This is a genomic window from Leeuwenhoekiella parthenopeia, assembly GCF_020782115.1.
GTDB classification, from domain to species: Bacteria; Bacteroidota; Bacteroidia; order Flavobacteriales; family Flavobacteriaceae; genus Leeuwenhoekiella; species Leeuwenhoekiella parthenopeia.
Genome location: NZ_JAJGMW010000025.1, coordinates 1 through 26,855, shown reverse-complemented (window position 1 = coordinate 26,855; position 26,855 = coordinate 1). Strand labels below are relative to the sequence as shown.

General features: G+C 41.0%; 24 protein-coding genes and 1 pseudogene. 16 read left to right on the top strand and 9 right to left on the bottom strand.

Annotated features, from left to right (window positions below; genetic code table 11):
- Window positions 1–54: 54 nt before the first annotated feature.
- Entirely contained in the window at window positions 55–1,365 is a 1,311-nt protein-coding gene (locus LLW17_RS15760; protein WP_228231249.1) for a DEAD/DEAH box helicase, read from the bottom strand.
- 376 nt (window positions 1,366–1,741) lie between these two features.
- Between LLW17_RS15760 and LLW17_RS15755 the strand changes: the two genes are divergently transcribed.
- The 12 genes and pseudogenes from LLW17_RS15755 (at window position 1,742) to LLW17_RS15700 (ending at window position 13,101) form a co-directional block, all read left to right on the top strand.
- Window positions 1,742–2,488 (top strand): LytR/AlgR family response regulator transcription factor, encoded by a 747-nt coding sequence (locus LLW17_RS15755; protein WP_228231248.1) that lies wholly within the window; start codon window positions 1,742–1,744, stop codon window positions 2,486–2,488.
- Between the two features lie 176 nt (window positions 2,489–2,664).
- Window positions 2,665–2,823, top strand: coding sequence for a hypothetical protein (locus LLW17_RS15750; protein WP_228231247.1), 159 nt, complete (start codon window positions 2,665–2,667; stop codon window positions 2,821–2,823).
- A gap of 125 nt (window positions 2,824–2,948) precedes the next feature.
- Window positions 2,949–4,907, top strand: coding sequence for an ATP-binding protein (locus LLW17_RS15745; RefSeq protein WP_228231246.1), 1,959 nt, complete (start codon window positions 2,949–2,951; stop codon window positions 4,905–4,907).
- Complete coding sequence (locus tag LLW17_RS15740) at window positions 4,904–5,575, top strand: response regulator (RefSeq protein ID WP_228231245.1); 672 nt, start codon at window positions 4,904–4,906, stop codon at window positions 5,573–5,575. The genes LLW17_RS15745 and LLW17_RS15740 overlap by 4 nt, the downstream gene beginning before the upstream one ends.
- A gap of 223 nt (window positions 5,576–5,798) precedes the next feature.
- On the top strand, window positions 5,799–6,509 hold the full coding sequence (locus tag LLW17_RS15735; protein ID WP_228231244.1) for a GLPGLI family protein: 711 nt from the start codon (window positions 5,799–5,801) through the stop codon (window positions 6,507–6,509).
- 150 nt (window positions 6,510–6,659) lie between these two features.
- The gene (locus tag LLW17_RS15730; RefSeq protein WP_228231243.1) at window positions 6,660–7,136 is read left to right on the top strand and encodes a hypothetical protein; all 477 of its coding nucleotides are present in this window, start codon (window positions 6,660–6,662) and stop codon (window positions 7,134–7,136) included.
- Window positions 7,100–7,384, top strand: a complete 285-nt coding sequence (locus LLW17_RS15725) for a GLPGLI family protein (protein WP_228231279.1) — start codon at window positions 7,100–7,102, stop codon at window positions 7,382–7,384. The genes LLW17_RS15730 and LLW17_RS15725 overlap by 37 nt, the downstream gene beginning before the upstream one ends.
- Window positions 7,385–7,466: 82 nt before the next feature.
- Window positions 7,467–7,721 (top strand): annotated as a pseudogene (locus LLW17_RS15720) (carboxypeptidase-like regulatory domain-containing protein); the annotation flags it as partial.
- Window positions 7,722–7,836: 115 nt separating this feature from the next.
- Window positions 7,837–8,079, top strand: coding sequence for a hypothetical protein (locus tag LLW17_RS15715; RefSeq protein WP_228231242.1), 243 nt, complete (start codon window positions 7,837–7,839; stop codon window positions 8,077–8,079).
- A gap of 69 nt (window positions 8,080–8,148) precedes the next feature.
- Window positions 8,149–8,862, top strand: a complete 714-nt coding sequence (locus LLW17_RS15710) for a GLPGLI family protein (RefSeq protein ID WP_228231241.1) — start codon at window positions 8,149–8,151, stop codon at window positions 8,860–8,862.
- A gap of 755 nt (window positions 8,863–9,617) precedes the next feature.
- Window positions 9,618–10,346, top strand: a complete 729-nt coding sequence (locus LLW17_RS15705; protein WP_228231240.1) for a GLPGLI family protein — start codon at window positions 9,618–9,620, stop codon at window positions 10,344–10,346.
- Between the two features lie 52 nt (window positions 10,347–10,398).
- A complete protein-coding gene (locus LLW17_RS15700; protein WP_228231239.1) occupies window positions 10,399–13,101 on the top strand; it encodes a TonB-dependent receptor in 2,703 nt (900 codons plus the stop codon).
- A 144-nt stretch (window positions 13,102–13,245) separates the two neighbouring features.
- Here LLW17_RS15700 and LLW17_RS15695 read toward each other — a convergent pair whose 3' ends face one another.
- The 3 genes from LLW17_RS15695 to LLW17_RS15685 form a co-directional block, all read right to left on the bottom strand.
- The gene (locus LLW17_RS15695; protein ID WP_228231238.1) at window positions 13,246–13,512 is read right to left on the bottom strand and encodes a hypothetical protein; all 267 of its coding nucleotides are present in this window, start codon (window positions 13,510–13,512) and stop codon (window positions 13,246–13,248) included.
- Window positions 13,513–13,676: 164 nt separating this feature from the next.
- Entirely contained in the window at window positions 13,677–13,976 is a 300-nt protein-coding gene (locus tag LLW17_RS15690; RefSeq protein ID WP_228231237.1) for a hypothetical protein, read from the bottom strand.
- A 165-nt stretch (window positions 13,977–14,141) separates the two neighbouring features.
- Entirely contained in the window at window positions 14,142–15,119 is a 978-nt protein-coding gene (locus tag LLW17_RS15685) for an acyl-ACP desaturase (protein ID WP_228231236.1), read from the bottom strand.
- A gap of 355 nt (window positions 15,120–15,474) precedes the next feature.
- Between LLW17_RS15685 and LLW17_RS15680 the strand changes: the two genes are divergently transcribed.
- Window positions 15,475–16,923 carry a glycoside hydrolase family 30 protein gene (locus LLW17_RS15680; protein WP_228231235.1) on the top strand — a complete coding sequence of 483 codons (1,449 nt, stop codon included), beginning with the start codon at window positions 15,475–15,477 and terminating at the stop codon, window positions 16,921–16,923.
- Window positions 16,924–16,943: 20 nt separating this feature from the next.
- On the opposite strand, the gene LLW17_RS15675 is transcribed toward LLW17_RS15680, so the two are convergent.
- Window positions 16,944–17,657 (bottom strand): carboxypeptidase-like regulatory domain-containing protein, encoded by a 714-nt coding sequence (locus LLW17_RS15675; RefSeq protein WP_228231234.1) that lies wholly within the window; start codon window positions 17,655–17,657, stop codon window positions 16,944–16,946.
- Window positions 17,658–17,824: 167 nt separating this feature from the next.
- A complete protein-coding gene (locus tag LLW17_RS15670) occupies window positions 17,825–20,275 on the bottom strand; it encodes a S9 family peptidase (RefSeq protein WP_228231233.1) in 2,451 nt (816 codons plus the stop codon).
- A gap of 336 nt (window positions 20,276–20,611) precedes the next feature.
- Between LLW17_RS15670 and LLW17_RS15665 the strand changes: the two genes are divergently transcribed.
- The gene (locus LLW17_RS15665; RefSeq protein WP_228231232.1) at window positions 20,612–21,619 is read left to right on the top strand and encodes a 3-oxoacyl-ACP synthase III family protein; all 1,008 of its coding nucleotides are present in this window, start codon (window positions 20,612–20,614) and stop codon (window positions 21,617–21,619) included.
- Between the two features lie 86 nt (window positions 21,620–21,705).
- Here LLW17_RS15665 and LLW17_RS15660 read toward each other — a convergent pair whose 3' ends face one another.
- The 3 genes from LLW17_RS15660 to fahA all read right to left on the bottom strand — a co-directional run bounded on the left by LLW17_RS15660 (window position 21,706) and on the right by fahA (window position 24,865).
- A complete protein-coding gene (locus LLW17_RS15660; protein WP_228231231.1) occupies window positions 21,706–22,710 on the bottom strand; it encodes an acyl-CoA dehydrogenase family protein in 1,005 nt (334 codons plus the stop codon).
- Complete coding sequence (gene pnuC / locus LLW17_RS15655; protein ID WP_228231230.1) at window positions 22,688–23,290, bottom strand: nicotinamide riboside transporter PnuC; 603 nt, start codon at window positions 23,288–23,290, stop codon at window positions 22,688–22,690. Before pnuC ends, LLW17_RS15660 begins: the two co-directional genes overlap by 23 nt.
- Before the next feature lie 282 nt (window positions 23,291–23,572).
- Window positions 23,573–24,865, bottom strand: coding sequence for a fumarylacetoacetase (fahA, locus tag LLW17_RS15650; RefSeq protein ID WP_228231229.1), 1,293 nt, complete (start codon window positions 24,863–24,865; stop codon window positions 23,573–23,575).
- Between the two features lie 109 nt (window positions 24,866–24,974).
- Here fahA and glyA point away from each other — a divergent pair, with 109 nt between their 5' ends.
- Window positions 24,975–26,249, top strand: coding sequence for a serine hydroxymethyltransferase (gene glyA, locus LLW17_RS15645; protein WP_228231228.1), 1,275 nt, complete (start codon window positions 24,975–24,977; stop codon window positions 26,247–26,249).
- A 142-nt stretch (window positions 26,250–26,391) separates the two neighbouring features.
- A complete protein-coding gene (locus LLW17_RS15640) occupies window positions 26,392–26,733 on the top strand; it encodes a hypothetical protein (protein ID WP_228231227.1) in 342 nt (113 codons plus the stop codon).
- The last annotated feature ends 122 nt before the right edge of the window (window positions 26,734–26,855 follow it).

Sequence of the window (26,855 nt, the reverse complement as noted above, 5' to 3'; positions counted from 1 at the left end):
TAAAAATCCGCTACAGAAGTTCTGCAGCGGATTTGATTATTTTAAGCCGAAAGTTTATTCAGACTTGGGTTTGCTGTCGAAGCGTTTTTTAGGATTACCGGCAGTACGTTTTTTGGGTCCGTTGTTGCGGTTACGATTGGTATTACCCCGTGCGCGGTTATTGGTATTGCGGTTGTTTGCGCTGCGTTCGGGCCGCTCGTCCTGTTGTTCTGAAGGATCGTCGGGACCGTCAATTAAGAAAGGATGCTCGGTCACCACATGTATTTTCTGCTTGATTAACTTCTCAATATCCTTAAGATAAGGGCGTTCATCTTCGGCACAAAAACCAAGAGCGACACCACTGGCTTTTGCTCTACCGGTACGACCGATGCGGTGTACGTAAGTTTCCGGGACATTAGGCAGGTCATATTGAATCACCATCTCGAGTTCTGAAACGTCAATACCGCGTGCTGCGATATCGGTAGCTACCAAAACCTGAGTTTTACCATCTTTAAAAGCACCTAAAGCCTTCTGGCGTGCAGCCTGTGATTTATTTCCGTGAATGGCAGCGGAGTTGATTCCGGCTTTGTCCAGGATTTTTACAATCTTATTGGCACCGTGTTTGGTGCGCGAAAACACCAAAGCGGTTTCGGGCTTTTCGGTCTCAATAAGGTGCTTGAGTAATTTGGGCTTGCTTTTTTTGCTTACAAAATAAACCGTTTGGTCTACGCGCTCGGCAGTAGGCTTTTCCGGGGCGATGCTTACTTTTTCAAAGTCTCCCAGAATGAGTTTAGACAGGTCAACAATGGCTTTTGGCATCGTGGCAGAAAAGAACAGGGACTGCCGGTCATGCGGAACCAGTTTAAGCACTTTTTTAATATCGTGAATAAAGCCCATGTCGAGCATCTGGTCTGCCTCATCGAGCACCAGATATTCAATGTCTTTAAGGCTGATGAAACCCTGCTTAACCAAATCGAGCAGTCGCCCGGGGGTTGCAGTAAGGATATCAATGCCTTTACGCATTTCAGTAACCTGTGAGGCCTGTTTAACGCCTCCAAAAATCACGGTATTTTTTATACCGGTGTATTTGCCGTATTCAGTTATGTTATCGTCTATTTGTATGGCGAGTTCGCGGGTTGGGGTAATGATTAGTGCTTTGAGCTTACGGCCACCCTTGCCCGAACCTACCTTGTTGTAGATTTGTTGCAATATGGGAATCGTAAAGGCAGCGGTCTTACCGGTACCGGTTTGTGCCGAACCTAATAAATCTTTTCCTTTTAAAAGTACCGGGATGGCTTGTTGTTGAATGGGAGTAGGGTGGGTGTATCCTTTATCGGCGAGCGCCTTCAGGATCGGGTCGATTAGACCTAAATCTTTAAATGTCATAAATTCTAATAAGCGACAAAGATAAGCTTAATTAAGCTGGTATTTGCAAAAGCGACTGAAAAGGTTGGTTTTTAGGAGTTTGTGGGGTTGTTACTATTACTATTATTATTATTATTATTATTATTATTCGGGTTTTGGGTACACAAAGCTTATTTCTGCTCATAAAATCTTATTAGTATAACTAGCAAGGTCTTTATGTCCTGGCGGTAGTTGCCCTTTACTTATAACATTCTGTCAGAGCTACGTTGTTTAATCATTGAAATGGCACTTGCGTTGCTCGGTCAGGCATTTAGCTTACTAAGAGTAAGCATTATTCTTCACGAATGCGTTTTAGATTTTATAAGTTGGTAAATACGAACCAGGAAACTGACGCCCCATGCACTATAGATGTTCCGTTATAACCAGAAACTTAGAAGTAATCAAGTTTTTTCAGTCATTTGATATTTGTGATTATAAGTTTGACTTTTATTCGTTTCGCTTAGAATCAGCTTATAATGCTTTATTAAAGACGCCCCCCTCCATTCTCTTTGTAGATTTAGATCATCCTGATTACCGCCAATCAGACTGGAATTCCCTTGTAGAAGTGCTAAACTATCTGGAGTGCCAACCGGTTTTGGTAGCTATTTCTTCAACCAAATCTTTCGCGTATCAGGCACTAAAAACAGGATTTCAGGATTATTTATTGAATCCGCTGTACGAACTCGATGTTCGAAAAAGTTTAGTGAAGAGCAAAAAATGTTTGCAAATGCGCACCTCGAGAGAACGGGATAATGTGATTTGTCTTAAGTCGTATTCTGATTATCGTTTCTTAAATGTGGAGGAGATTTTATATTTGAAGGCAGATAATAATACGACCGATTTGTTTCTAAATGGTCAGAAGCAGGTTACTGCATTTAAGTCCTTAAAATATTTTGAAGATACACTTTCAGATGATTTTCTGCGTATACATAACAGTTACATCATAAACAAGCGTGCGGTTAAGCGCATAAACTACAGTAAGTCCCTTATTTTCTTTGATGCTGATTTAAATGGTCACTCCGTGCCTTTCTCCCGAAAATTCCGAGACCAGGTTGATGGCTTAAAGAAAACACTTTTAACTGATGAGCAGGTGCTTTTTGGTTAGTTACCCTTCAAAACGTTGCAGTTACCACTAGTCCAGGGTTATCTGCAATATAAGTTCTTTAAAATTTCGGGGATTGCGAGGATTCCCTTAAAATTGTACTGTTAACAAAAAGAAACCCCGATAATCGGGAGATTGGATCCAATTGAAGTTTCCCTAACTCATTAAAAACTTCAATTATGAAATTAAAGAATTACGCCCTGTTAGTACTGTTTGCTGTTGTTGCATTTGCAAATACAAGTTGTGAACCCGATCGCTTTTTAGAGGAAACCACTGTAGTAAGTGACTCCGGTTCAGAGAATAATAAGGAGCGGCCAAGAGATCCGGATGAGGATTAAGACTTTACTGCTTTATAAATTTAACCTCAAGAGAACATCTTGGGGTTTTTTAGTTTATATTTCTTTTAATTATACCTGCTGATACTATGCATTCCCGAATACCCAAAATCAATTGAATACGTTTTATGAGGGAATTTTTTTCATTTCGTTACATTAAGAGTTTACTATTCTTCTTAGGAATCCTCCTGGGCTTGCTGAGCTGTTCATCGCCCTCGGAAAATAAATCAGATGAGCAGAATAGTAATCTTATAGATTTTGACGTTTCGCTGCAGAAAATAGAAAACCTAGATCAGATCATTCCAAATGACAGTGTTAGGCTTTCTATTCTTTCAAAACTATCGCTTGAATACCTAAATAAAGACTCCACGCTATTTAGAAAAATCAATGCTAAAGCTTTAAATCTTGCCCATAAATTATCTGATAAAGATGTTGAAGCCAACGCCTACTGGGATTTGGCCTATTTTTATGGTAAAAATTCTAGTCTGGATAGTTCTTATGCTTCATATTACAAAGCTTATCAGAAGTTTAGCGAATTAAATCATGAGGCAAAAGCAGGCAAAATGATGTTAATGATGGCAATTTCTCAGGAAAAGGCCCGGGATTATATTGGCAGTGAAAATTCTTCTTTTAAAGCATTAGAACTTTTGCCCGAAAAAAAGAAAAAAGACATACATGCCGTACATAACAATCTTGCCATAATCTACAATGGTCTGGGGGATTTTAAAAAAGCGATAGAGCATCATAAGCTAGCCATTAAAACAGCGTTGGAAATTAATGATCAAGAGCTTTTAGCCAACAGTTTTAATAATATAGCGGTGGTGTTTTTGGAAAATGGTTTTTACAAGGATGCTTTAAGTTATGTTAAGCAGGCCTTGCTCGTAAATGACCTTAAGCAGATGGATACAGAACTTTACGCCATGACTTTAGATAACTATGCGTACATTCAATTAAAAGCAGGGGAATCTGAAGATTTTTTAAAAGCGTCCCGGGAGGCTTTGTATATACGCGATAGTGTAGATCATAAAGCCGGGATCATGGTGAGTAGGATCAGACTTGGGGAATATTATTTAGACACCGAAGATACTGCCCGTGCGCTATCTAATCTTCAAACAGCGCTTGCTTTAGCTCAGGATGAAAAAAATGCAAAATACGAGCTGGAGGCTTTATTAAAACTTCATAATATTACCGGAAATCAGGACTATCTGGACCGGTATCTGGTACTTAACGAACAGCTTTTAAACGATGAGCGCGGGATACGCAGCAAATTTGCGCGTATACGTTATGAAACCGATCAATACATAAACAAGAATAAAAGCTTAACCGAGCGTATTATCTGGATCAGCTTTACAGCTGTTGTGCTTCTAACCTTACTGGGCGTATTTCTGTTTTTGCAAAGGCAAAAGGCCAATCTTATTGAAGCCCGAATGCAAAACAGTCTTAAGGAATCAAATGCCGAGGTGTTTAAACTGCTGCTTGACCAACAGAAAAAAGTGGAAATCGCAGCGGTTAAAGAACGCGAGCGTATAGCCAGAGACCTCCATGACGGGGTAATCAGCAGGTTGTTTGGTACCCGAATGGCCCTGGGTTTTATAGAATCTGACAATCCGTCTACAGAAACACATCTTAAAGAACTTCAAAATATTGAAGCCGAAATACGAAACGTAAGCCATAATTTGGTTTCAAACAGTCTGACCTCAGAAGACGGCGTTGAAAAACTGATCAAGAAACTGATCGATACATTCAATGAACATACGGCCACTTCTTTTGAGCTGACTATCTCAGAGTCTATTGATTTTAGCAAGCTTGAGGATTCGGTTAAAATTTCGATTTACTACATCATACAGGAATGCCTGCAAAATGTGATGAAGCACGCCAATGCGACGGTTTGTAAGGTTGCACTGCGTCAGAAAGAGAAAACTTTAAGTGGAACTATAGCAGATAATGGCGCGGGATTTGAAGCCAAAACCGCAAAAGATGGGATCGGATTAACAAATCTGAGGTATCGCATTACCGATCTAGGCGGAACTCTTAACATACATTCAGACTCTTCAGGAACTCAAATAGCATTCAATATACCCTTATGAAACTCATTCACGTTTTAATCGTAGAAGATCATCCATTAATTGTAAATGCCTATAAACAGGCTTTTGAGCAAATCGCTCAGGATAAAACGGTTCTTTTCAATATTGAGGTTGCATTGAATCTGGATGAGGCGGGTGCTTTTTACAACAATCAGAGTTATATGAGCAAATGCGATTTGGTCTTTCTGGATGTGCAATTGCCGGTGGGGAGTGATAAAAACCTGTTGTCGGGTGAAGATCTGGGATTGAAAATCCGCGAAAAGTACCCGGAAACCAAAGTAGCTATTCTTACCTCCCTGAGTGATCATTACCGTTTGCGTAGTATTTTAAAAGGTATTGACCCGGATGCACTTTTGCTAAAAGGCGATCTGACCCCCGGCGAACTCATCAGAGGTATACAAAGTCTTATTTCAAAACCTCCGTACTATACCGTAACCGTTCTCGAGCATCTGCGCAAGAATCTGGTTGCAGAGATTGATATTGACAGCACAGATCGCAAGTTGTTATATGAACTCTCGCTTAGCACAAAAAATACCGAACTCTGCGACATTTTAAATCTGTCTAAAGCAGGAGTTGAGAAGCGTAAGCGTAATCTAAAAATTCTCTTTGAAGTAGAAGGCGAGTCTGACCGCGAACTTATTCTGGAGGCACGGAACAGGGGGTTTATTTGAGAACAGGACTTATTCAGGTTTCTTAGAAAGGAGATCAGAATGTCGAATTTTGATTTTAGAATTAATAGTGTTTCGAGGGTAATAGGATTTGATTATTAAGTCTAAGGAATCCTTTAGTAAATTTATAGATTCCCCTGCCAGAGCAACCTTTAAAAGCTGATTTAAACAGAAAATAGAGGCTGATTTTTAGCCTGTAATTTTTAACCTTGAAAAAAGCAACAGAATGAAGAATTTACTAATGCTATTTATGATCCTGTTTTTTCAATTGGGCTATTCCCAAATAAATAATGGAGAGATTCATTATCGAGTTTCAATTGATGTGGAAAAAAATATCAAAGAGATAGAGGCCATGTCAATTAGTCCGGGGGTTAAAGCAAGGTTGCTCGATTCATACAGTAACGCAAAACCTGTTCAGCTTATTCTTAAATTTCAAACAGATATAGCTTTTAATGAAGGAGAGATTGACTTAAACAATTTGAAGACCAGTAACACTATGCTTGTTCAATCAGGTGCAAAGAAGCAGACGTACACCACCCAAAATCCACAAAGAATTCTTACGACCGGAGGTTTGATGGGAGGTGTTTTAATAGAAGAGAATCTGCCGGTATGGGCGTTGGTAGATGAGACTAAAAAAATTGGTGATTATAAATGTTATAAAGCGAGAGGTTATATTTTAGGGGAAGGCAATAGCGGCCCGGTCAAAAAAGAATTTGAAGCCTGGTATACCCCAGAGATTCCTGTGCAATATGGGCCTTATTTATACAGCGGACTTCCGGGTCTGGTTTTACAGGTGAATTTTGATGATGATTTAAGGTTTGAAGCTACCGAGATATCATTGAATCTTCCTGATTTTAAAGAAATTCAATTGCCAAATCTTAAAGTCATTTCCAGAACAGAAGCCAATCAAAAACTCAAGGGTTATTTACGGGATTGAAACAGGAGCCTTCTCTAATTGCTGATAGTTCTTCAATCTGTACGGAGCTTAGTTGAGTCGGCTGTGCAAATTCATCAAAATTTTATTGGTTGAAAGAAGGATCAAATACTTTTTTTTAGCTAAATTTAACTAAATATTTAGTTCAATCTCATGTCCTATAGGTTTCACTTTTTAATTCTTTTTATACTTACTAGCTGTATCTGTTCAGCTCAAGGGTGGAGTGGAAGCATTATTTATAAAAAAGAAATTGCTCCACCCAAAAATCAGGGAAACTTGGTTTTTATTAGCAATAAGGATATCAGTAAGGCTTTTGATGATTTGCGCTATGAGCTCTCATTTAATTCAAAGGCGGCTCTTTTTGAAAGTATAGATATGATGGGGCGAGATGATACCAGAGCTAGTAGTTATGCCATTCGATCTGGCGGGGGTAAAGGCAGGTATTATACCCCATTAGATCAAAATTATTCATTACATCAGGTTGAATATGTCGGCGAATTGTTTTTGGTTAAACAGAATCATCCCAATTTTGAGATTACCAATGAAACAAAAATGATCGGTATTATCAATGTAGAAAGGCATTTTTTACCACCATTAGAAAAGCACCAAATAAAGATACCGAGGATATGAAATTTACAACTGTTGTGTGGTTTACCCCGGCAATACCGGTGTCGATAGGTCCTTTGTATTTTTCCGGGTTACCGGGTCTGATTTTACAGGTTGAGTTGGGAAAAATCACTTATACAGCTACCGAGTTGAACCTTAGCACAGAAATCAATATAGATATAGAAAAACCTAAAAAAGGTATAGCTATTGAGGAGAAAGATTTAGCCAGTACCCTAAAAAAAATGCTGAGAAATTTAGGAGCTTACAATTAAAACTTTTTGAAATTATTTCTACTAAACATACTTTTTTTTTTGCTCTTTACTTTGCCACGCCCAAAACACTCAACTAACCGGCACGGTAAAAGATACTGTAGCGAGGCCTTTACCCAATGCCAATATTTTGGCCTTTCCTCAAGAAACGGGTCAGCAAACGAGATTTGCAATTTCCAGTGCAGAGGGGCTTTACCGCCTGCGCCTGGAAAGTGGTATCGCATACCGGGTAGAAGTGAGTTATATGGGGTATACTAAAATTACAGATACCCTTCGTCTGACAAAGGATGGCCAGCATGATTTTATAAAGGTAATCACGAGAAAGTGCTATGAGATATAAAAAAATAACCTAATTAGAATTTTTAAAACGCTTATTTATTGTAAGGCTTTTTCTTCGGAAGTATAATAAGACTTTGTGATATTACAATATGTTTAATTCAAAATTATTTTTAGTAATGAGAAAAAAATTATTTTCATTTACAGCAACAGCTTTCATTATGATTAGCTCCTTTAACTTAGAAGCAAAAGAGAATCTTGAAATGTTAGTTCGAGTAGATTGCTGGGAGGCAGGTGAAGCAGCCGAAGATGCATTCATGGACTATATGGTTCAACATCGTATTATACCTTCGTATGAGCAAGGCTATCAAGTGTTTTCAGCCGCATATGATTCCTGCATGGAAGCTTCAGGACAGAATTAATTTGTACTTTGATTATGACTATCAAAAGCCAAACTTTGTCCTTGGCTCTTTTTATTTAAACAAAATTTTATGATTAAAAAAATTGTTTTAATCTTAGTTGTATTTTTTATTCCTTGTGATTTTCTGGCTCAAGCAGGTAACGCGTACTATGGCAAGCAATTACCTTCAGCCTCAAATGAAAATATTACTATTGAGGATAATGCTTTCAATCAGAATATTTCAAATAATGTTACTTCGCTTGAGTATAGGCTTAAGTTTAATTCTAATAAAGCTTTATATACTAAAAATAAATCCTTAAACAAGGATACAGATCCAGTCACGCAGGCAATTGTAGAAGGGGTAGCGAATTTCTCAGGTATTGTATATTATGATCGATTGTCCAATAGTATAATTCATCAAAAAGAATTTGCGGGAGATACTTATTTGGTAACTAGAAATAATATTGATTGGGTATTAACTAAAGAATCGCAAAAAATTGATGATTTTGTTTGTTATAAAGCGGTTTCTAATAGGATAATCAAAAATTCAGAAGGAACTTTTAAGTTACAAGTTATAGCTTGGTATTCACCAGAAATTCCTGTTCCATTTGGGCCTGATGGTTATGGCGGATTACCTGGACTAATTTTACAATTGCAAAATAATGGTATTACTACTTTCTTGAAAAGAATTATATTTTCAGACAATAAAGAGATAAATATCCTCAAGCCATCAAAAGGAATAAAGATGTCAGAAAATGAGTATGAAGAGATTGTTGCCGAGGTTTATAAAAATCGCAAAAACTAAAAGTGAATTTGTTAGGAATCAATTTCTTAAAGAATATATTTTAATTCCCTTTTTTTTTTAGTGTTGGGATATATTTTCCCTATTCCCAAAATCTTCATCTATCGGACACGGCAAGAGGCAATTTAGCTAAACCACCTCCAAATGCAAATATTTAGCTCCGTCATAGAAAACCGGTCACCAGACGCGCTTTGCGATTTCCAGTGCTGAGGGTCTTTACCGCCTGCGCCTAGAAACCGGTATCGCATACCGGGTTGAGGTGGGTTATATGAATTACAAAAAAAATACAGATCCCTTTGTTTGAAAAGGATGGCGAGCATGATTTTATAATGATATCATAAGAAATAGCTTTGACAGATAATTTGGAATAAAGTGAAAAACGCCTACTTATTGTAAGGTCTTTAATTCTATTAATAATATTTACTTAATTAAATTCACCATGTTTCGAAACAAAATTTATTGTTTAATTATTTAAAATTTTATTTATTATGAAGAAAACTATTTCAACACTGGCCCTCCTAATGTTTTTTGTTTTTAATGCAAGTGCACAAGAAATAGAGTTTGTAGATGCAGAATAGGGAAGTTGCTTTGATGAAGCTTGGGAGTATGGTAATACTCACGGTACAACAGATTATGGCCGTTGGTATTACATGGACTGGTATTACAGAAACAATTGCGAATAAGTCTGTATTAATTTAAAATTTAATTAAGCCTAATGATAATGTCTCATTAGGCTTTATCTTATAATTCAATGATAAATGAAAAATATTGTTTTAATAGTAGTATTTATCTTAACTGCTAAATTACTAGCTCAGTCAGGATCGGTAACTTATCAGAAAGAAATTGATACACCTTTTTATTTGACAAATAAGGGTATGAGCCTTAAGTCTAAAAATCCTGATGCTTATGCTAAATTTGAAAAGATTGAAAAACAAAAGGAGTTATCAATGGAACAGCTTCGTTATACATTGAGATTTAGTAAAGAAAAGTCTTTGTTTTTAAATGAAGATTTAATGAAAAAGGATGGTGATAATTATCTGGAACTCGCTTTAGGGCCATATAGCGGTAAGTATTACATGGAGCTTTTAGAAAAAAAGGGAGTATGGCAAATGACTGCCTTTAATGAAGAGTTTTTGATTGCGTTACGTGCTATTGAGTGGACTATTACTGATGAGCAGAAAGAAATCATGGGCTATACTTGTTATAGGGCCTATTCCAATCAATCAAATTTAGCAGAAGATGATTTTGACGATTTTTTTGTAGAGGCTTGGTTTACCCCAGAAATACCGATAAGCTCTGGGCCATTGGGATATGGTAATTTGCCGGGTCTAATTTTAGATTTGAAATTGAGGAATGAACACTATTTCGCCACTAAAATTAAATACAGTCCAGTAGAACTAACGGCAATTTCAAAGCCAACAACAGGTAAGAAGATTAAATTTAGTGAATTAAATACTTATGCAAACAAATTGGTTCCTGATAATTGAAATGATCTCTGTTTTTAAAATTTATTCTTAATTCGTAATTAATATTAACTTTTTGAGTTTTATCCGGTTGAAGAACCTCAAATTCACAATTTTTCGACTATTATTTTTAGCGGGATTTTTCTTTAGCCACGCCCAAAACACCCAACTAACCGGCACGGTAAAAGATACTGTAGCTAGGCCGTTACCCAATGCCAATATTTTGGCCTTTCCACAGGAAACGGGTTATCAAACGCGATTTGCAATTTCAAGTGCTGAGGGGCTATACCGCCTGCGCCTGGAAAGTGGTATTGCGTATCGGGTAGAAGTGAGTTATATGGGGTATACTAAAATTACAGATACCCTTCGTCTGACTGAGGATACGGAGCGCGACTTTATCATGAAACCCCTTAGCGATCAGTTGGGCGAAATCGTCATCAAACAACGCCTGGCGGTTAAGGTGCGTGAAGATACCATAACCTATCGCACCGATAATTTTGTGACCGGCGAAGAGCGCAAACTACGCGATATTCTTAAAAAACTGCCCGGGGTTGAGATAGACCGCGATGGGAATGCCACGGTAAACGGGAAAGAAGTGACCAAACTTATGGTGGAAGGCAAAGATTTCTTTACCGGCGATGAGAAACTGGGCGTTAACAATATTCCGGCTGATGCGGTTGATGAGGTTGAAGCAATTGATAATTACAACGAGGTTGCTTTTTTGAAAGGCCTGAGCGACAGCGATAAGATGGTGCTGAACATTAAACTCAAAGAAGGCAAAAAAAAATTTGCTTTTGGAGATGTTGAAGTAGGAGGCGGAGTGGAAGACCGGTATTTGATTCATCCCAATTTGTTTTACTACAGCTCTAAAACCGCTGTAAACCTGATTGGGGACTTTAATAATATAGGCGAAAAGTCTTTTTCGTTAAGTGATTACATCAATTTTGAAGGGGGCTTTAGTTTATTGAGCAAAGATCCTTCGGCGTATTTTAATCTGCGCAACGATGATTTTGTGCAGTTTTTAAACAATGAGGATTTCGTTTACAATAAAAATGAGTTTGGCGCCTTTAGCGTTTCACAGGAGTTAAATAAATCTACTAATTTAGACGCCTATTCCATTGTTTCTAACGGAAAGCTGGAAACGCGTAACGAAAGCGATTTTATCTATCTTACTGACGATGAACGCCAGGAAAACCGAACGGTAACCACAAATAGCAACCTGTTATTTACGCTGAATAAAATACGCCTACGGTACATACCTGATAGTGATGTGGATCTGTATGCGGCGACCTATCTTAAAACCAGCAAGGGAGATGGGATGAATCGTTTAGTTTCGCAAACGCCGGGTCAAAACACCTTTGCCGATACCCGTACGCAACCTCAATCCCTCGACTTTAAGACTGACGTGAGCTATAACCGCCAGTTCTCTTACAAGCATACCAGTACGGTTGAAGCGGCTTTTCAATACAGTATAAACGAAAACGACCGCGACTGGTTGTTTAACCGCCCGGTATTTTCCGGTATTATTCCGTTTAACAGGGAAGATGATACCTATAATTTGCTGCAAAACACCCGGGCTGCTCAGTATGATTTTAATATCAATGCCAAGCATTACTGGGTCTTACACCGTTTTCATCATATCTATCCCGAGGCCGGGGTTGAGGTAAGTCATCAAAGCTATTTTTCAAACGATGCTCAGGTGCTCAATGATCAAAGCGAGGCTGACTTCACTGCAGCCGGCTTTAATAATGAGGTGCTTTTTAAACTGAGCGATAGTTACTTCGGATTTCAGTATAAAGCAAAAGCCGATGATTTTATCTTTAAACCGGGATTGTTCTACCATTATTATTACTGGACGGTTGATCAGCTTGACGAGCGGCAGGTAGGCGCAACCAGGCCGGTTTTGTTGCCGGAACTGCTGGTAGAATGGGAAATAAACAGTGGCGAAAAACTGAAACTCAACTACAGCCGCAGGTCTCAGTTTGGCAATGCCTCGCAGTTGGCAAACCGTTTCCGATTAAGCAGCTTTAACAGCTTGTTTGCCGGTAATCAAAATCTAGAAAATCAGCTGTCGCACAGTGCTTCGCTTTTCTATTCCAAATTCAGTCTCTACCGCGGTATTGTGATGCACGCCGGCTTGAGTTATGTGCACAGAGAGCAGTCTATTCGCAGTACAACGACGCTCGAAGGAATCGATCAGGTCAATACCTTAATTTATACCGATTTGCCTGAGAATTCATACGGTGCAAATGCTTCATTTACCAAGAAGCTGGGAGATTACCGTTTTACCCTGGGCGGAAACCTGAATCTTTCAGACTATTCGCGCATCATAAATTCTGAACTTCTAGACTATAACTCGCTCAACTACGGTTATAATTTTAAGACTGAAACTTCTTTTGACAACTGGCCCAATCTGGAGACGGGTTTGCGTCACAGCTTCAGCGATTTCAGTTCGTCTGCTTTTGAAAGTAATTTTCAGCGCATCACGCCTTTTGCTTATCTGGATTATGACTTTTTAACCGACTTTATTCTTAAAGCGAAGTACGAGTTTACCTATTACGAGAATACCAATCAAAATCAAATCAATCGCTTTCAGGAGTCCGGTGCCAGTTTGTTTTACCAAAAGGAAGGAAGTGCCTGGGGTTTTGAACTCGAGGCTCAAAACATTTTTGACATTCAGTTTAAAGCCAGCAATTCATTCAGTCAGTTTCTAATTACAGACCAGCGCACCTTTATTCAGCCCAGAACCCTTTTGTTTAAAGTGACGTATAAGTTGTAAAGGTTGATTGAATAGTAATCAGCGGGTTTATTTAGTAATTCAACAGTGTGGTAAAGAATTGAGATGATATTGAAACCTGATACCTTTTCAAGGTAAAATGTTCCGTTTGAGGGGTTCCGTCGGCTAATTCATTCTTTGAGTTTATTATTTCATAGCTTCAAACTCTTCAGCGCCTATGTGATTTGGAGTAAGATTTAGCTCAGGTCTTCCCACTGCAATTCCAATGGTAATAGCACAGCGTACAAAATATTCCTCACCTTTTTGCACATTAATTTCTACGGAATCACGGGCTTCAGTAATTCCCCAAAAAGTATGATTCCCAAAATTTGAAGTTTTGAAAGCAAACTTTTCTCCGTTACGTACGCGACCTATGATACTGTCATTATCCATTCGAATCTTATAGCCAATCATCGCTCCGGCAAGTTGTTTAGGGCGATAAAAATGAATTAAAGCATAATCGGCATTAGCGGGTAGGCGGGATTTGTTTTTAGCTTTTTCCTTAGTATCATAGTCAGCAATTGCCTGAGCATCCCTATTACGGTAAAGCTTTGCTTTTATACGATAACAAGTGCTACCTAGATTTGGTTTTTTACTTCCAATAATTGTACAAAATTAGCACCAGCCTTTTGTGCTGTTGATTTTGCGTTGTTGATCACGACCTCATAGCCACAATCGGTTGTAAACCCGGAATCACCAATTTTTAAATCACCTACATAAGCAGAATTTTTGGGTAAGTCCGCACCGACCTCTATAATATATATAGGTTCATTTAAATCGAGCGGTGCATAGCTTGTGTCACTGAGAGCGCTTTTAATTTTTGGAGAACAGGATATACCCATAAATACCAGTAATAGGAGAGATACGATCTTTTTCATTTTTATTTTTTAAATCCTTTCGAAATGTACTGATTTATTCTAATTGATGAATTAATCAGTATTTTAATATTGGTAAAGAGTTTTTTAGTAGTTATTTATAAAATAAAGAAACCCTCCCAATACAGCTGAATTGGGAGGGTTTCTTTAATTTTAGGTAATCGCTTTCTATGTCGCAATCCACTTAAACTTATGATCCAGTTTTGGAACCACAATACGTTGCGAGATGCGTTCCAGACGATCGGGCAGATTAAGCACGTAATCGCGTGCGCGTTCACCTTTGTCGTTAAGCCCTTTGATGTTTTCAATCTTCCAGTCGGCAATCAATGATTTTAAAATGGTGATGTAATCCTGGGTGGTATATACCATAGAACGTTGTGCTGCATCAGAAAAGTGTTCCCACAATTCACCTATTTGCTGACCAGACTCTCTTAAAAACATAGCCGGCATTACAATCTTGTTACGCATCATCGCTTCAAAAGCCAGCATCATTTCGCTGGGATCCAGATCAAATATTCTGCGTACAAATTCCATATAAGCCGAAGCATGACGCGCCTCGTCTTTGGCAATCGTATTACAGATTTTAGCCAATTGTTTATTGCCCTGTTTTCTGGAAAAGGATGCTACACGTCTGTGCGAAACATTGGTCGCCAATTCCTGAAAGCTGGTGTACACAAAGTTTTTATAAGGGTCCATTCCGGTACCAATATCAAAACCATCGCTGATGAGGTATTGGGTACTCACTTCCATCTCGCGCATATTTACACGACCTGAGAGGTAGAGGTATTTATTAAGCAAATCGCCGTGGCGGTTTTCTTCAGCCGTCCAGGCGCGTACCCATTTTGACCAGCCGTTTCCGTTTACCTGATCTACCCCCTGCACACTCATTAACCATGATTCGTAGGTAGGTAAAGCTTCTTCGGTAATGGTATCGCCTACCAAAACGGTAAAAAGATCATAATCCATCTCGCGACAGAGCTCCTGAATTTCTTTGACTTCATCTATAAATTCGGGATTGGTAGCATCAGGCAGCATATCGGTAGGCTGCCAGTTTTCTTCAACCGACTTGAGATAGGTTTTTATAAGTTCATCCATAGACTGACCCACAGTCTGCATAACCTCAAGGCGTATGTTTGATAATTGCATAGCTTTTTTGTGTATTAGGGGTTGTAAAAATACGTGTTTACGCCATAGAAACAGGAGTTCCTAAAAAGACTTACTGTGCACGCATAGTAAGTTGTTTGCAAGGTGGTTTACAAAATGCGGTAAAAAGGGCTTTATCTCTTTTTACCGAGCAGGAAGTATCGTAAAACGTACAGATTACAACCGATTATTTTTTTACTTGTACAGATTACATTTAATATTGATTAAGTAACTTGCCCTACTCGTATTTGATACCGCAGTTATGATGCCATCTTTTTTTAAAATATCCTGTTTTGCTTTTCTTCTCCTAAGTTTATCCTGTCAATCTCAGCAGCATGCTGCTACAGCGCAGCAGCCTGTGATACTGCATATAGACGCAGATCAGGTTTTTCAAAGCATTGCTAATTTTGGCGCTTCTGATGCCTGGTCCGGCCAGTTTGTGGGTTTATGGCCCGATGCAAAACGCAATGCGATGGCCGATTTGCTTTTTAGTCAGGTACTGGATAAAGCAGGAAATCCAAAAGGAATTGGGTTGTCCCTCTGGCGCTTTAATTTGGGCACAGGGAGCACAGAGCAGGGGAGAAAAAGCGGTATTCGCGATCCCTGGCGACGGGCTCCTAATTTTTGGGATGGTTCCGGTTATGACTGGGATAAACTGGATAGTCAGGTCTGGATTGCTCAGGCCGCTCAAAAGCGGGGTGCAGATCAGTTATTGATGTTTTTAAACAGTCCGCCCGTGCATCTTACCCGTAATGGGAAGGCCTATACTTCAGATAAAACAGAAAGCAATATTGCGCCTGAAAACTATCCGGCTTTTGCAACCTATCTCGCAGATGTTATAGAGGGAATGCGGGCGAAAAATGTAGAGGTAGATTATGTGAGTCCGTTTAACGAACCCCAGTGGGACTGGGCCGATGGCGGGCAGGAAGGAAATCCGTATTGGAACAAGGATATTTTTGAGATTTCAAAAGCTATTGATTCAGTTTTTCAGGACCGAAAGATCGCGACCACAATTGATATCGCCGAAGCTGCGCAAATAGACTACCTCTTCAAAACCGGAAAGAAGCCGGGCAGAGGCGATCAGATTGAAGCTTTTTTCAGCAAGGAATCTCCTTACTATCTCGGAAACCTGAAAAGTATGGGGCACGCTATTTCGGGACATAGTTATTTTACAACTTCACCGGCTTCGGTACGGGTGAATAAGCGCGAACAACTGCGAAACAAGCTCAATGAAGTGCCCGATCTTGATTATTGGATGTCTGAATACTGCATTTTGGGAGCTAACGCCGGCGAAATTGAAGGTGATAAACGCGACCTGGGGATGACTTCGGCTTTATATCTTGCGGAAGTGATTCACAGCGATCTGGTAGATGCGCAGGCCAGTGCCTGGCATTGGTGGACCGCTATTTCGGCCTACGATTACAAAGACGGACTGATCTACATCGACAAAAACGAGCAGGACGGTAATTTCTACGAAAGCAAAATGCTTTGGGTACTAGGAAATTATAGTCGGTTTATACGTCCCGGTTTTAAACGGGTAGCAATTGCACAGCGAGGGGGCAACAAGGCGGAAGAACTAAAGTATTCGGCTTATATCAATCCCGACCAATCCCAACTCGTGCTTGTTTTGATAAATGATTCGGCTAAAGAAAAATCCCTTTCGCTTTCACTTCCTGAAAATTTTGAGAAGCAGAGCTCTAAAAGTTATACCACTTCAGCAACTGAAGATTTACAATTTAAAGCAGTTGAGTCACAGCAAATCGCAGTACCTGCGGAGTCTGTAATGACTGTAGTGATTGATAACTAAAAGCCAGAAAAAATAAATTTTTAATGAAAGCGCGACCAACGGGAGCGTGGCTTATTGGTACGTTGCTTTTGAACCTGAATTCCTCCTACCACAACCATACCTAAGCTCATCAATTCAGGATCTTCGGCCAATATAAAATTGTATGTATTCTGAGTGCGTTTTAGATCAACTTCCTGAGTTTTGAAACCAATGAATGAACAAACAAGCTTATGTTGGGTTTCTGTCTCGTTTAAAGGGATTTCAATTTTAAAATTCCCATCAAAATCTGTTACTGTTCCACGGTCACTTCCGGAGACCATAATATTAGCACCTGGTAATGGATAATCATTTTGGTCCAAAACTGTACCTTCAATAATTAGATCTTTTTTAGGAGTCAATTTTATGGCTTCTGTTTTATTTTCTTGGCTATTTCGAGTTTGCTCAGTTTTAACCTCGGTTTCCTGCCCCATTGCCGGTTCGCATAAAGCCAACAGCGATGTAAACGCAGCAGCAATCCCCAGATTTTTAAAAGCTTTCTTTTCCGGAATAAAATAGGTGGTTTCCAGTTGGTCTTTGCGATACCGCCCGCAAATGGATTTTCCGGATTGTACCTTTTCCGTGATTTGCTTTCGCGAAAGCGCCGTGAAGTCAATCACCTCTTTGGCGCAACTTGCACAAAATCTACCCTGCTCGCGCTCACTCATTTGCGACCAGTCTTCGTGGCAGGGTTCGGGTATGTGGAGTTTGAAGTGCATTTTTTGAGTTTACTGTTTATGGTTTTCCGTTTTTCTGTTTTTTGAGGAAAAGTTCAATCGTTCAATCGTTCAATCGTTTTTTACTTTTAACCTGCAACCTGCAACCTGCAACCTGCAACTGCCAACTGAGACTGCCAACTGAGACTGCCAACTGAGACTGCAACTGCTTACTTCTTAATTTCCTCTGTTTGTTTAATCTCATTTACCTCGCGGTTCTTTACGTACTGCTCCAGCCACTGGTCCTGTTCCCAAAGCATATGTAAAATAGATTCTTTAGCGGCATAGCCATGACTTTCTTTAGGAAGCATCACCAGACGCGCGGTAGCTCCCAGACCTTTCAAAGCATTGAAATAGCGTTCACTTTGCAACGGATAGGTTCCGCTGTTGTTATCGGCCACACCATGAATCAAAAGTAAAGGTGTCTTCATCGTATCGGCGTGCATAAACGGACTCATCTCATAATAAATCTCGGGTGCTTCCCAGTAATTGCGCTCTTCAGACTGAAAACCAAAAGGCGTCAGCGTACGGTTATACGCGCCGCTTCGGGCGATACCGGCAGCAAACAGATCGGAATGCGATAACAGGTTTGCCGTCATAAAAGCTCCGTAGGAGTGACCGCCAACGGCGACTTTATTTCGGTCTATATAGCCCAGTTCATCAACTGCGTCAATAGCAGCTTTTCCGTTAGCAACCAGTTGCTTGATAAACGAATCATTAGGTTCGGTATCACCCTCACCTACAATGGGGAACGAGGCATCGTCAAGCACCACATAGCCCCGCGTCACCCAGTACACCATAGACCCGTAATACGGATAGGTAAACTCATTAGGGTTTGAAGTGGTCTGCCCGGCGCTGTTTTTGTCTTTATATTCGGTAGGATAGGCCCACAGCAGCATCGGTTTTTTCTCTTTCTTTTCCATATCATAACCCACGGGCAGATACAAGGTTCCGGAAAGTTCGAGGCCATCATCACGCTTGTATTTGATCACTTCTTTATGCACATCCTGCAGACTGGTAAATGGATTTTCAAATCGCGTAATCTGCTTCAGGCTGTTGTCGTTTAAATCGCGGATGTAATAATTGGGATATTCAGTTGGTGCTTCGATACGCACCAGGATTTTACCGGCTTCCATATCCAGAGCTTCCTGTAGATTTTCAAGCTTATCGGTGTAAGCCGATTCGTAAATACGCTCTTTTTCCTGAGTTGCCAGATTCACTTTATCTATGAATGGAAACTGTCCGCGTTCGCTGAAACCAGCTCCCATAAGGTAAGCATTTCCATCAATAAGCGTTAGAACATTCCGCCCATACTCGTTTTCGTGCGTTACAAAATTACCCGGATCACTGTAGGTGTCCTGGTAGTTTCGATCTGAAATCAGCACCGGTTCTGCCGAAGCATCAGCAGGATTGAAGGTGTAGGTTTTGGTATTTCGGGTATTCCACCAGTAATCGTACGCGACCGCTGTTGAGTCATTTCCCCAGGTGATACCGCTGAAACGATTTATAGTTTTAAGCACCGGTTTTACAGGACCCGTAAAAGGTGCCTCCTGCATAAACACCTGATCGCGATACGGAACATCAACCTCAGGATCTCCGTTGTCTAAAGCTTCTACCCATATCAAAGTTGCGGGAGCATCAGCGCGCCAGTTGAGGCTGCGCTTGCCGGTTTGAGTCGCCATAAAACCTTGTGGTAGTTCTTCAATAAGCGGTACTTCGTTAACCACTTTTACTTCGGTACCATCCTTTTTGTAAACCGTTACGGTTTCCGGAAAACGATAATACGGCACGAAATACGAAAAGGGTTTGTGAATGCTGGTAACCATTACATATTCGCCATCGGGCGAAAAAGATACGTTTGTAAACATATCTGCGGTATGCCAGATGGTCGAGGTACCGTCAAGATCTTTTTTTACCAAAACCGAAGTAGCCAGTTGCTCAAAATTAGCCACATCATTAGGATTCTGAAGCAAATCCTGATAGGTGCGGTTTTGCGCTTTAGAACCATCGCTTGTGGAAATGGTAGGACCGGTAGGTACAGCTTCGGCGGTATTGATCAATTCTTTTCGGGTAGCCGGAAGCATATTCAACAGCAGACTTTTTCCGTCTTTAAACCAGCTGATGGGATTTCCCATATTGGCATTTAAGGTTGGCTCGGTGAGTTTGCTTACAGAGGCCTTCTCCAGATCCAGAATCCAGACTTCAACCCCGGTATCGGTGGTGTTGGTCAGAGCCATTTTGCTTTCGTCAGGCGACCAGCTGAAGTTACTCAGCTTTGGATTTTCAGGTAGTCCGCTGATGTTGCGCGCATCCATCTCGTCAACGCCTTTGATTTTTACATCATTGTAATAGGTGGTACGGCTGCCGATGTTTGTTTTAGGGTTAATACGCAGTCCGCCCAGGCGTAGTTCTTCTTCAGAAAGTTCGGCGATGGTTTTATAACTGTCCCGGTAGAGGAGGAGCATGGTATCGCCTTCGGTATTCATCACCACAGACGGTGCCCGGGGTACATCTACCAGCTCAAGAATTTCTTCAGGTGGTTTTTGATAATCGAGATTTACCTGTGCTGCCAGAGTGGCGGTAAGCAGAAAGAATGCGCCGAGGAGATGGAGTTTTTTCATAGTACTAATGTGCTTTTTTTGGATTTAATCGATAATCGGGAAAACGATTTGTCTTATGACCTGTAATTTAATCAAAAATGTTTGTAAAGTTTAGCGTTTGCCGTTTTCTGTTTAGTTGAAAAATTTGAATCGTTGAACTGTGGAATCGTTTTTAACCTGCAACTGTCAACTGCGACTGTAAGCTGAAACTGCAACCTCTTAACTTTAAAAAACTATGCACGCATAGCTAAAGAGGAATACTTTAAAACATTTAAAATTGAAGAAACAGTATCTTTCGGGACATTTAAGACCTGATCTATGTCAGGTTCGTAATTTCAACTAGATTTTTTACAGACTATGTATAATTCTCGAATTGCCGGAATGGGCGCATACGTGCCCGAAAATATTGTAACCAACGATGATTTGGCGAAAATCATGGATACCAATGACGCCTGGATTCAGGAGCGTACCGGTATCAAAGAGCGCCGCCATATTAAAGATGGGGACGGTAATTCTACAGCGGTAATGGGAGTTAAAGCAGCCAAAATTGCTTTAGAACGCGCAAAAATGAGCGCTCAGGATATTGATATGATAGTTTTTGCGACCTTGAGTCCGGACTATTATTTCCCGGGTTGTGGGGTGCAGGTGCAGGAAATGCTCGAGATGCGTACCGTACCGGCACTCGATGTACGCAACCAGTGTAGTGGTTTTGTCTATGCACTCTCGGTGGCAGACCAGTTTATCAAAACCGGTATGTACCAAAACGTGTTGGTGATTGGTTCTGAAAATCACAGTGGCGGTCTTGATATGACCACCCGTGGACGCAGCGTTTCGGTGATTTTTGGGGACGGGGCAGGAGCCGCGGTATTAACCCGGGAAGAAGATAATGCTAAAGGGATTTTGTCAACCCATTTGCACAGCGAAGGGAAGCACGCGCTTGAACTATCGCTCAAAGGTCCCAGTACGATGGAATGGGTGCCCGAGCTGATTGAGAAAAATCCGCAGGAAGACCCTCCTTACTACCCCTATATGAACGGACAGTTTGTATTTAAAAATGCGGTGGTGCGCTTTGCGGAAGTGATCAACGAGGGTTTGGAGCAAAACGGACTTACCGCAAAAGATATTAATATGCTGATCCCGCATCAGGCCAATTTGCGCATCTCCCAATTTGTGCAGAAGCAATTCCGGCTGAATGATGATCAGGTGTATAACAACATCCAGAAATACGGAAACACCACAGCAGCCTCTATACCCATCGCCCTTACTGAAGCCTGGGAGGAAGGCAAAATTAAGGAAGGCGACACGGTGGTACTGGCAGCCTTTGGTAGCGGATTTACCTGGGCGAGTGCGATAATTAAGTGGTAGAGCCCCCTTGCCCCCAAAGGGGTATTAGATAAATCAAAAAAAACGGAGCAACTCAGTTGCTCCGTTTTTTGTTTTTAGATCTGGCTTTAGCGGGTGAAATTGCGATGCTGGGTGGCAGTAAAGTAATCCCGAAAAATGTGGTTGAGGGTATTGTTTTCGCGTGCGGCGTTGATGCCCAGATGTGGATATACCGCAATTAGTGATTTTGACAATGCCCTCACCGGAGCTGCAGCGGTTTGGTGAATTTCTGCGATAAATTCCGGGTCGAGTGGTTGTTCGTTAGCGATGCGCTCTTCGACTTGAAAGGCAAAAGCAAAGCAGTCTTTTTCAGCTTTGGCAACTTGAGCGCTTAATGCCTTGAAATCAAGTTCAGCTTTTAAACTGTTTAATTCTTCTTCAAAATGTTGCGCTATCCCAATATAATTAATCCATAAAGTGAGGTCGGCAAATACCCGGAAATTGATTTTATAAATCGCTTGCGGCAGGTAAAAATGATCGTATTGAAAGCTTTGGCTTTCCTGTGCGATGTACTGGTCAATATTAAACGAACAGGTACGGGTAGCCTGCATTCCCATGGTGTTCCAATCGTCGATGAGGTTAACCGCATCTTTTGGGATGACAAAGGATTTAAAAACCGGGCTTCCGTCCTCCTGAAGCAGTTCTTTTCCGCCCTGAGTGATTTTGGCGTTTAGGGTCACGTGGGTAAGGTACGGTCCACCGGTAGCGTACTTCCACGTTCCAGAAAGTCTGTAGCTATCGCCTGTTTTTTCGGCGTAGCCAAATAAACCGCCACTACCGCCAAAAATGGGTTTGTGTGCACCTTCTGTAAAAATACGCTGAGCTGTTTCCGGTTGTAAATTCCCCACAAAATAATTAGCGCCGCTGCACAGCGTGACCGTCCAGCCCAGGCTTCCGTCGTGTCTGGCGAGTTGCTGCAGGAGTTGTAAACCTTCAGTAAACGAGCATTCGCGGCCACCGTATAGTTTCGGCACCCAAATATTCCAAAGATTCTGACTTGTAATCCAGTTTAGGGTTTCCGCAGAAAATCGTTCGGTACCTTTTACAAAATCAGGTATGCACAAGTTGTTCATGTTGTTCTTTTTGGATGAGTTTTCGCCACTTTATATAACCGGAAATAGCCACGCAAAACAGAAAACCGGTAAGGCCGGCGTAGATGTATAATTCTTTGTAAATGAGCAGGGGTATGGCTACGATGTTGCTGATGTTGAGGTAAATCCAGTTTTCGATTTTGCGACGGGCCATCAGCCACATACCCGCCCAGGCAAATGCACTCACGACCGAATCCCAATAGGGCACGTCTGAATTGGTGTAGCGGGTGAGCCAAAACACCATGATCACAAAACAACCAGCCACAATCCCCAGAGCCTGTAAATGCTCCTTTTGGCTTGAATAGGAGATGGGCGCTTCCTCTTGTTTTTTACCAAATTTCCAGTACAGCCAGCCGTAAACGCTCATCACAAAATAATACAGATGTAGTATAATATCGGCATACAGCTTTGAATGGTAGAGTACCCAAATACTGATAAGAATACCAATGATGCCAAAAATGTAGTTGTTGACGTTGTTTTGACGCGCGAGTAAAACCTGTGTGATCCCAAAGGCGGTGCCTATCCACTGCAGCCACACAAAATTCATTAAAAAGTCCTCCATTACCGGATTTTAGATTACCAAATGCAATGAGGAGATGAGCCCAGGGGGCGGCAGACAGGTGTTGCCTGTTTGCTTAAGATCCCTACGCCGGCATTATCCGGATCAGGTACTGGGCAAAGTGCCCACGGGTATCATCTCAGCCTGCCGCAAGAAAGCATTAAAGTTTAATGATTTCATTTTTCGGGCAAGCACCCCATTGAAGGACAAAGGTAACCGTCTGCAAATTAAAAACGCCTAAAATCGGGAAGATTTTAGGCGTTTTATGGAATTGGTTTTTAAAGCTTATTTTTTCTTGGGTTTAAATACGGGTTTGATTTTGGTAGATATTTCACCAAAACCAATACGTACTGCACCGGCTTTTTCACAATGGCCGCGCATAATAACGGTGTCGTGGTCTTCTATAAACTTGCGATCGCTGCCGTCGTTAAGTTTAACGGGTTTTGAACCCTTCCAGCTGAGTTCGAGCATAGAGCCGTAAGAGTCGGGCGTAGGACCACTTATGGTACCGCTGCCCATCATATCACCACTGTTTACCGGGCAACCATTAATGGTGTGATGCGCCAGTTGCTGGCTCATATTCCAATACAGATGTTTGAAATTTGATTTACAAACCACGGTTTCTTCTTTTCCTTCAGGCTGAATGCTCACTTCAAGATTGATGTCGAAGGTTTTCTTACCACTGTATTTTAAATAGGGCAGTACTTCCTGATCGGGCTTGGGACTGTTGGTTCTATAAGGTTCTAATGCATCAAGAGTTACAATCCAGCAGGAGACCGAAGAGGCGAAGTTTTTACCTAAAAAAGGTCCTAAGGGCATATATTCCCAGCGCTGAATGTCGCGGGCAGTCCAGTCGTTAAATAAAACAAGACCAAAGATGTATTCTTCTGCCTGATCTACCGGAATGGGCTGGCCAAGTTCATTTGCCGCTGTGGTAATAAAGGCCATTTCCAATTCAAAATCCAATTGTCTTGAAGGACCAAAAATGGGTTTGTCGGCACCATTAGGCAGCTTTTGTCCCTGTGGGCGGTGCACCGATATTCCTGAAGGAATAATCGAACTGCTGCGCCCATGGTAGGCAACAGGTAAATGAAGCCAGTTGGGCAGCAACGCGTTATCCGGATCACGAAACATAGAGCCCACATTGGTTGCGTGCTCTTTACTGCTGTAAAAATCAGTATAATCACCTATTTGTACCGGCAGTTGCATTTCGATCTCATCCATTGCAAAAATCACCGTATCGCGATGATCTGCGTTATCGCGCAACTCCGGATTGTTTGCTTCAAAAATTTCTGAAATACGATTGCGTACGGCCCTCCAGGTTTTACGCCCGTCGGCAATGAAATCGTTTAAGCTGTCTTGCAAAAAGATATCATCAGTAAGCGGGATTTCACTAAAATATCCCAATTGATGCAGCGCTCCCAGGTCGATGGCATAATCTCCGATTCGCGTTCCTATGGTGATGATGTCATCTCGGGTTAAGAACACGCCAAAGGGAATATTCTGAATAGGAAAGTCTGTGTCTGCAGCAGTCTCTAGCCAGGTTTTTCTTTTGGGATCGTTAGCTTTAGTAGGCATAAATTTTTAATAAAGTGTTAGTAAAAGGGCTGCTCAAATATAGAATTAAAATAGTACCAACCAATTGTAATCACTACTTTTGAACCTAATTTAACAAACTTTATAAAGCATGCAACGGGATACCGAAATTTTTGATCTTATTCAGGAAGAAAAGCAACGCCAACTCAATGGTTTAGAGTTAATTGCTTCAGAAAACTTTGTAAGCGAGCAGGTCATGGAAGCTGCCGGTTCTGTACTTACTAATAAATATGCCGAGGGGTATCCCGGTAAGCGTTACTACGGCGGATGCGAGGTCGTAGATGAGGTTGAGAATATCGCCATAGAGCGCGCTAAAGAACTTTTTGGTGCTGAATATGTAAACGTACAGCCTCACTCAGGTTCACAGGCCAATACCGCTGTTTTTCATGCAGTGATGAAACCGGGAGAGACTTTCTTAGGATTTGACCTGGCTCACGGCGGGCACTTAACGCACGGGTCACCCGTAAACTTTTCGGGACGTTTATACAATCCTGTATTTTACGGAGTAGATCAGGAAACCGGTCTTTTGGATTATGATAAGATCGAAGAACTTGCGGTTAAAGAAAAGCCGAAAATGATTATTGCGGGAGCTTCGGCCTACAGTCGCGAGATTGACTATAAGCGTTTTCGCGAAATCGCAGATAAAGTAGGAGCTATCCTGCTTTGTGATATGGCACATCCTGCCGGTCTTATCGCTAAAGGAATCATTGGTGATCCGGTACCTCATTGTCATATTTGTACTACCACAACCCACAAAACCCTTCGCGGACCTCGTGGAGGTATGATTCTTATGGGTAAAGATTTTGAGAATCCATTTGGCATCAAGCTTAAAAACGGAAGCCTGCGTATGATGTCTTCATTGTTAGACAGCGGGATTTTTCCGGGAAATCAGGGTGGTCCTTTAGAGCATATCATTGCCGCTAAGGCGATTGCTTTCGGCGAAGCCCTTACCGACGACTTTTTGCACTATATGGTTCAGGTTAAGAAAAACGCTTCGGTGATGGCTGCTGCTTTCGTAGCCAAAGGTTATGATATTATTTCAGGAGGAACAGATAATCATATGATGCTTATCGATCTTAGAAATAAGGACATTTCCGGTAAAGATGCCGAAGAAGCATTAGGCAAGGCAGATATCACGGTGAATAAGAATATGGTGCCTTTTGATACCCGTTCGCCTTTTGTGACTTCAGGTATGCGTATTGGGGTTGCTGCGGTAACTACCCGTGGATTGGTGGAAGAAGATATGAAGCAGGTGGTTGAGCTTATTGATGCGGCCCTGGTGAACTATCAGGATGATGATAAACTGGAAGAGATTGCAGGTCAGGTAAATGCGATGATGGGTCACCGACCATTGTTTAAACATTAATCGATTTAGTTATACTTGTATATTGTATCGAAACCGGCGTTTTACGTCGGTTTTTTAGTTAAAAAAAACTTAATAAATATTTTATAGACGTTTATTTGCAACTTGTTTTGAACGAGTTATCAAATTCAGTTAAGGTTTTTCTATGTCAGCAAAGGTGATGTATTTAATTGATGAAGATCGTGTTAACCGCGATCTGATTGAACGTTTAATCAAGAACGAATTTGGAAGTTTGATCGTAAAACATTTCGATTCGTGTGAGGTAGGCTATGCGTACCTGTTGAAAGAGCAGGGTTTTACTCATAGAGAATACCCCGATACGATTCTGCTTTCTCAGAATCTTTCAGCCTACTGTATTTCAAGATTTTTAGAAGAGCTCGAAAAGTTTCAATCGGAATGGGGTAAATCGATACAGGTATTTATGATAGAAGATGTCCTTTCATCACCAAGTTCAGATTTTACATACAGCACTTTGGTGAAGGTGTAAGCTTCCCTAGATTAGAACTGCTTAATTTTCCAAAACTTGTTTAAAATTATTGTTTTTCATTCTATTGGGGCTAGCCCCAATAGAATGAAGCTTTGCGTATTGCACCGGTGATATTTTACCCA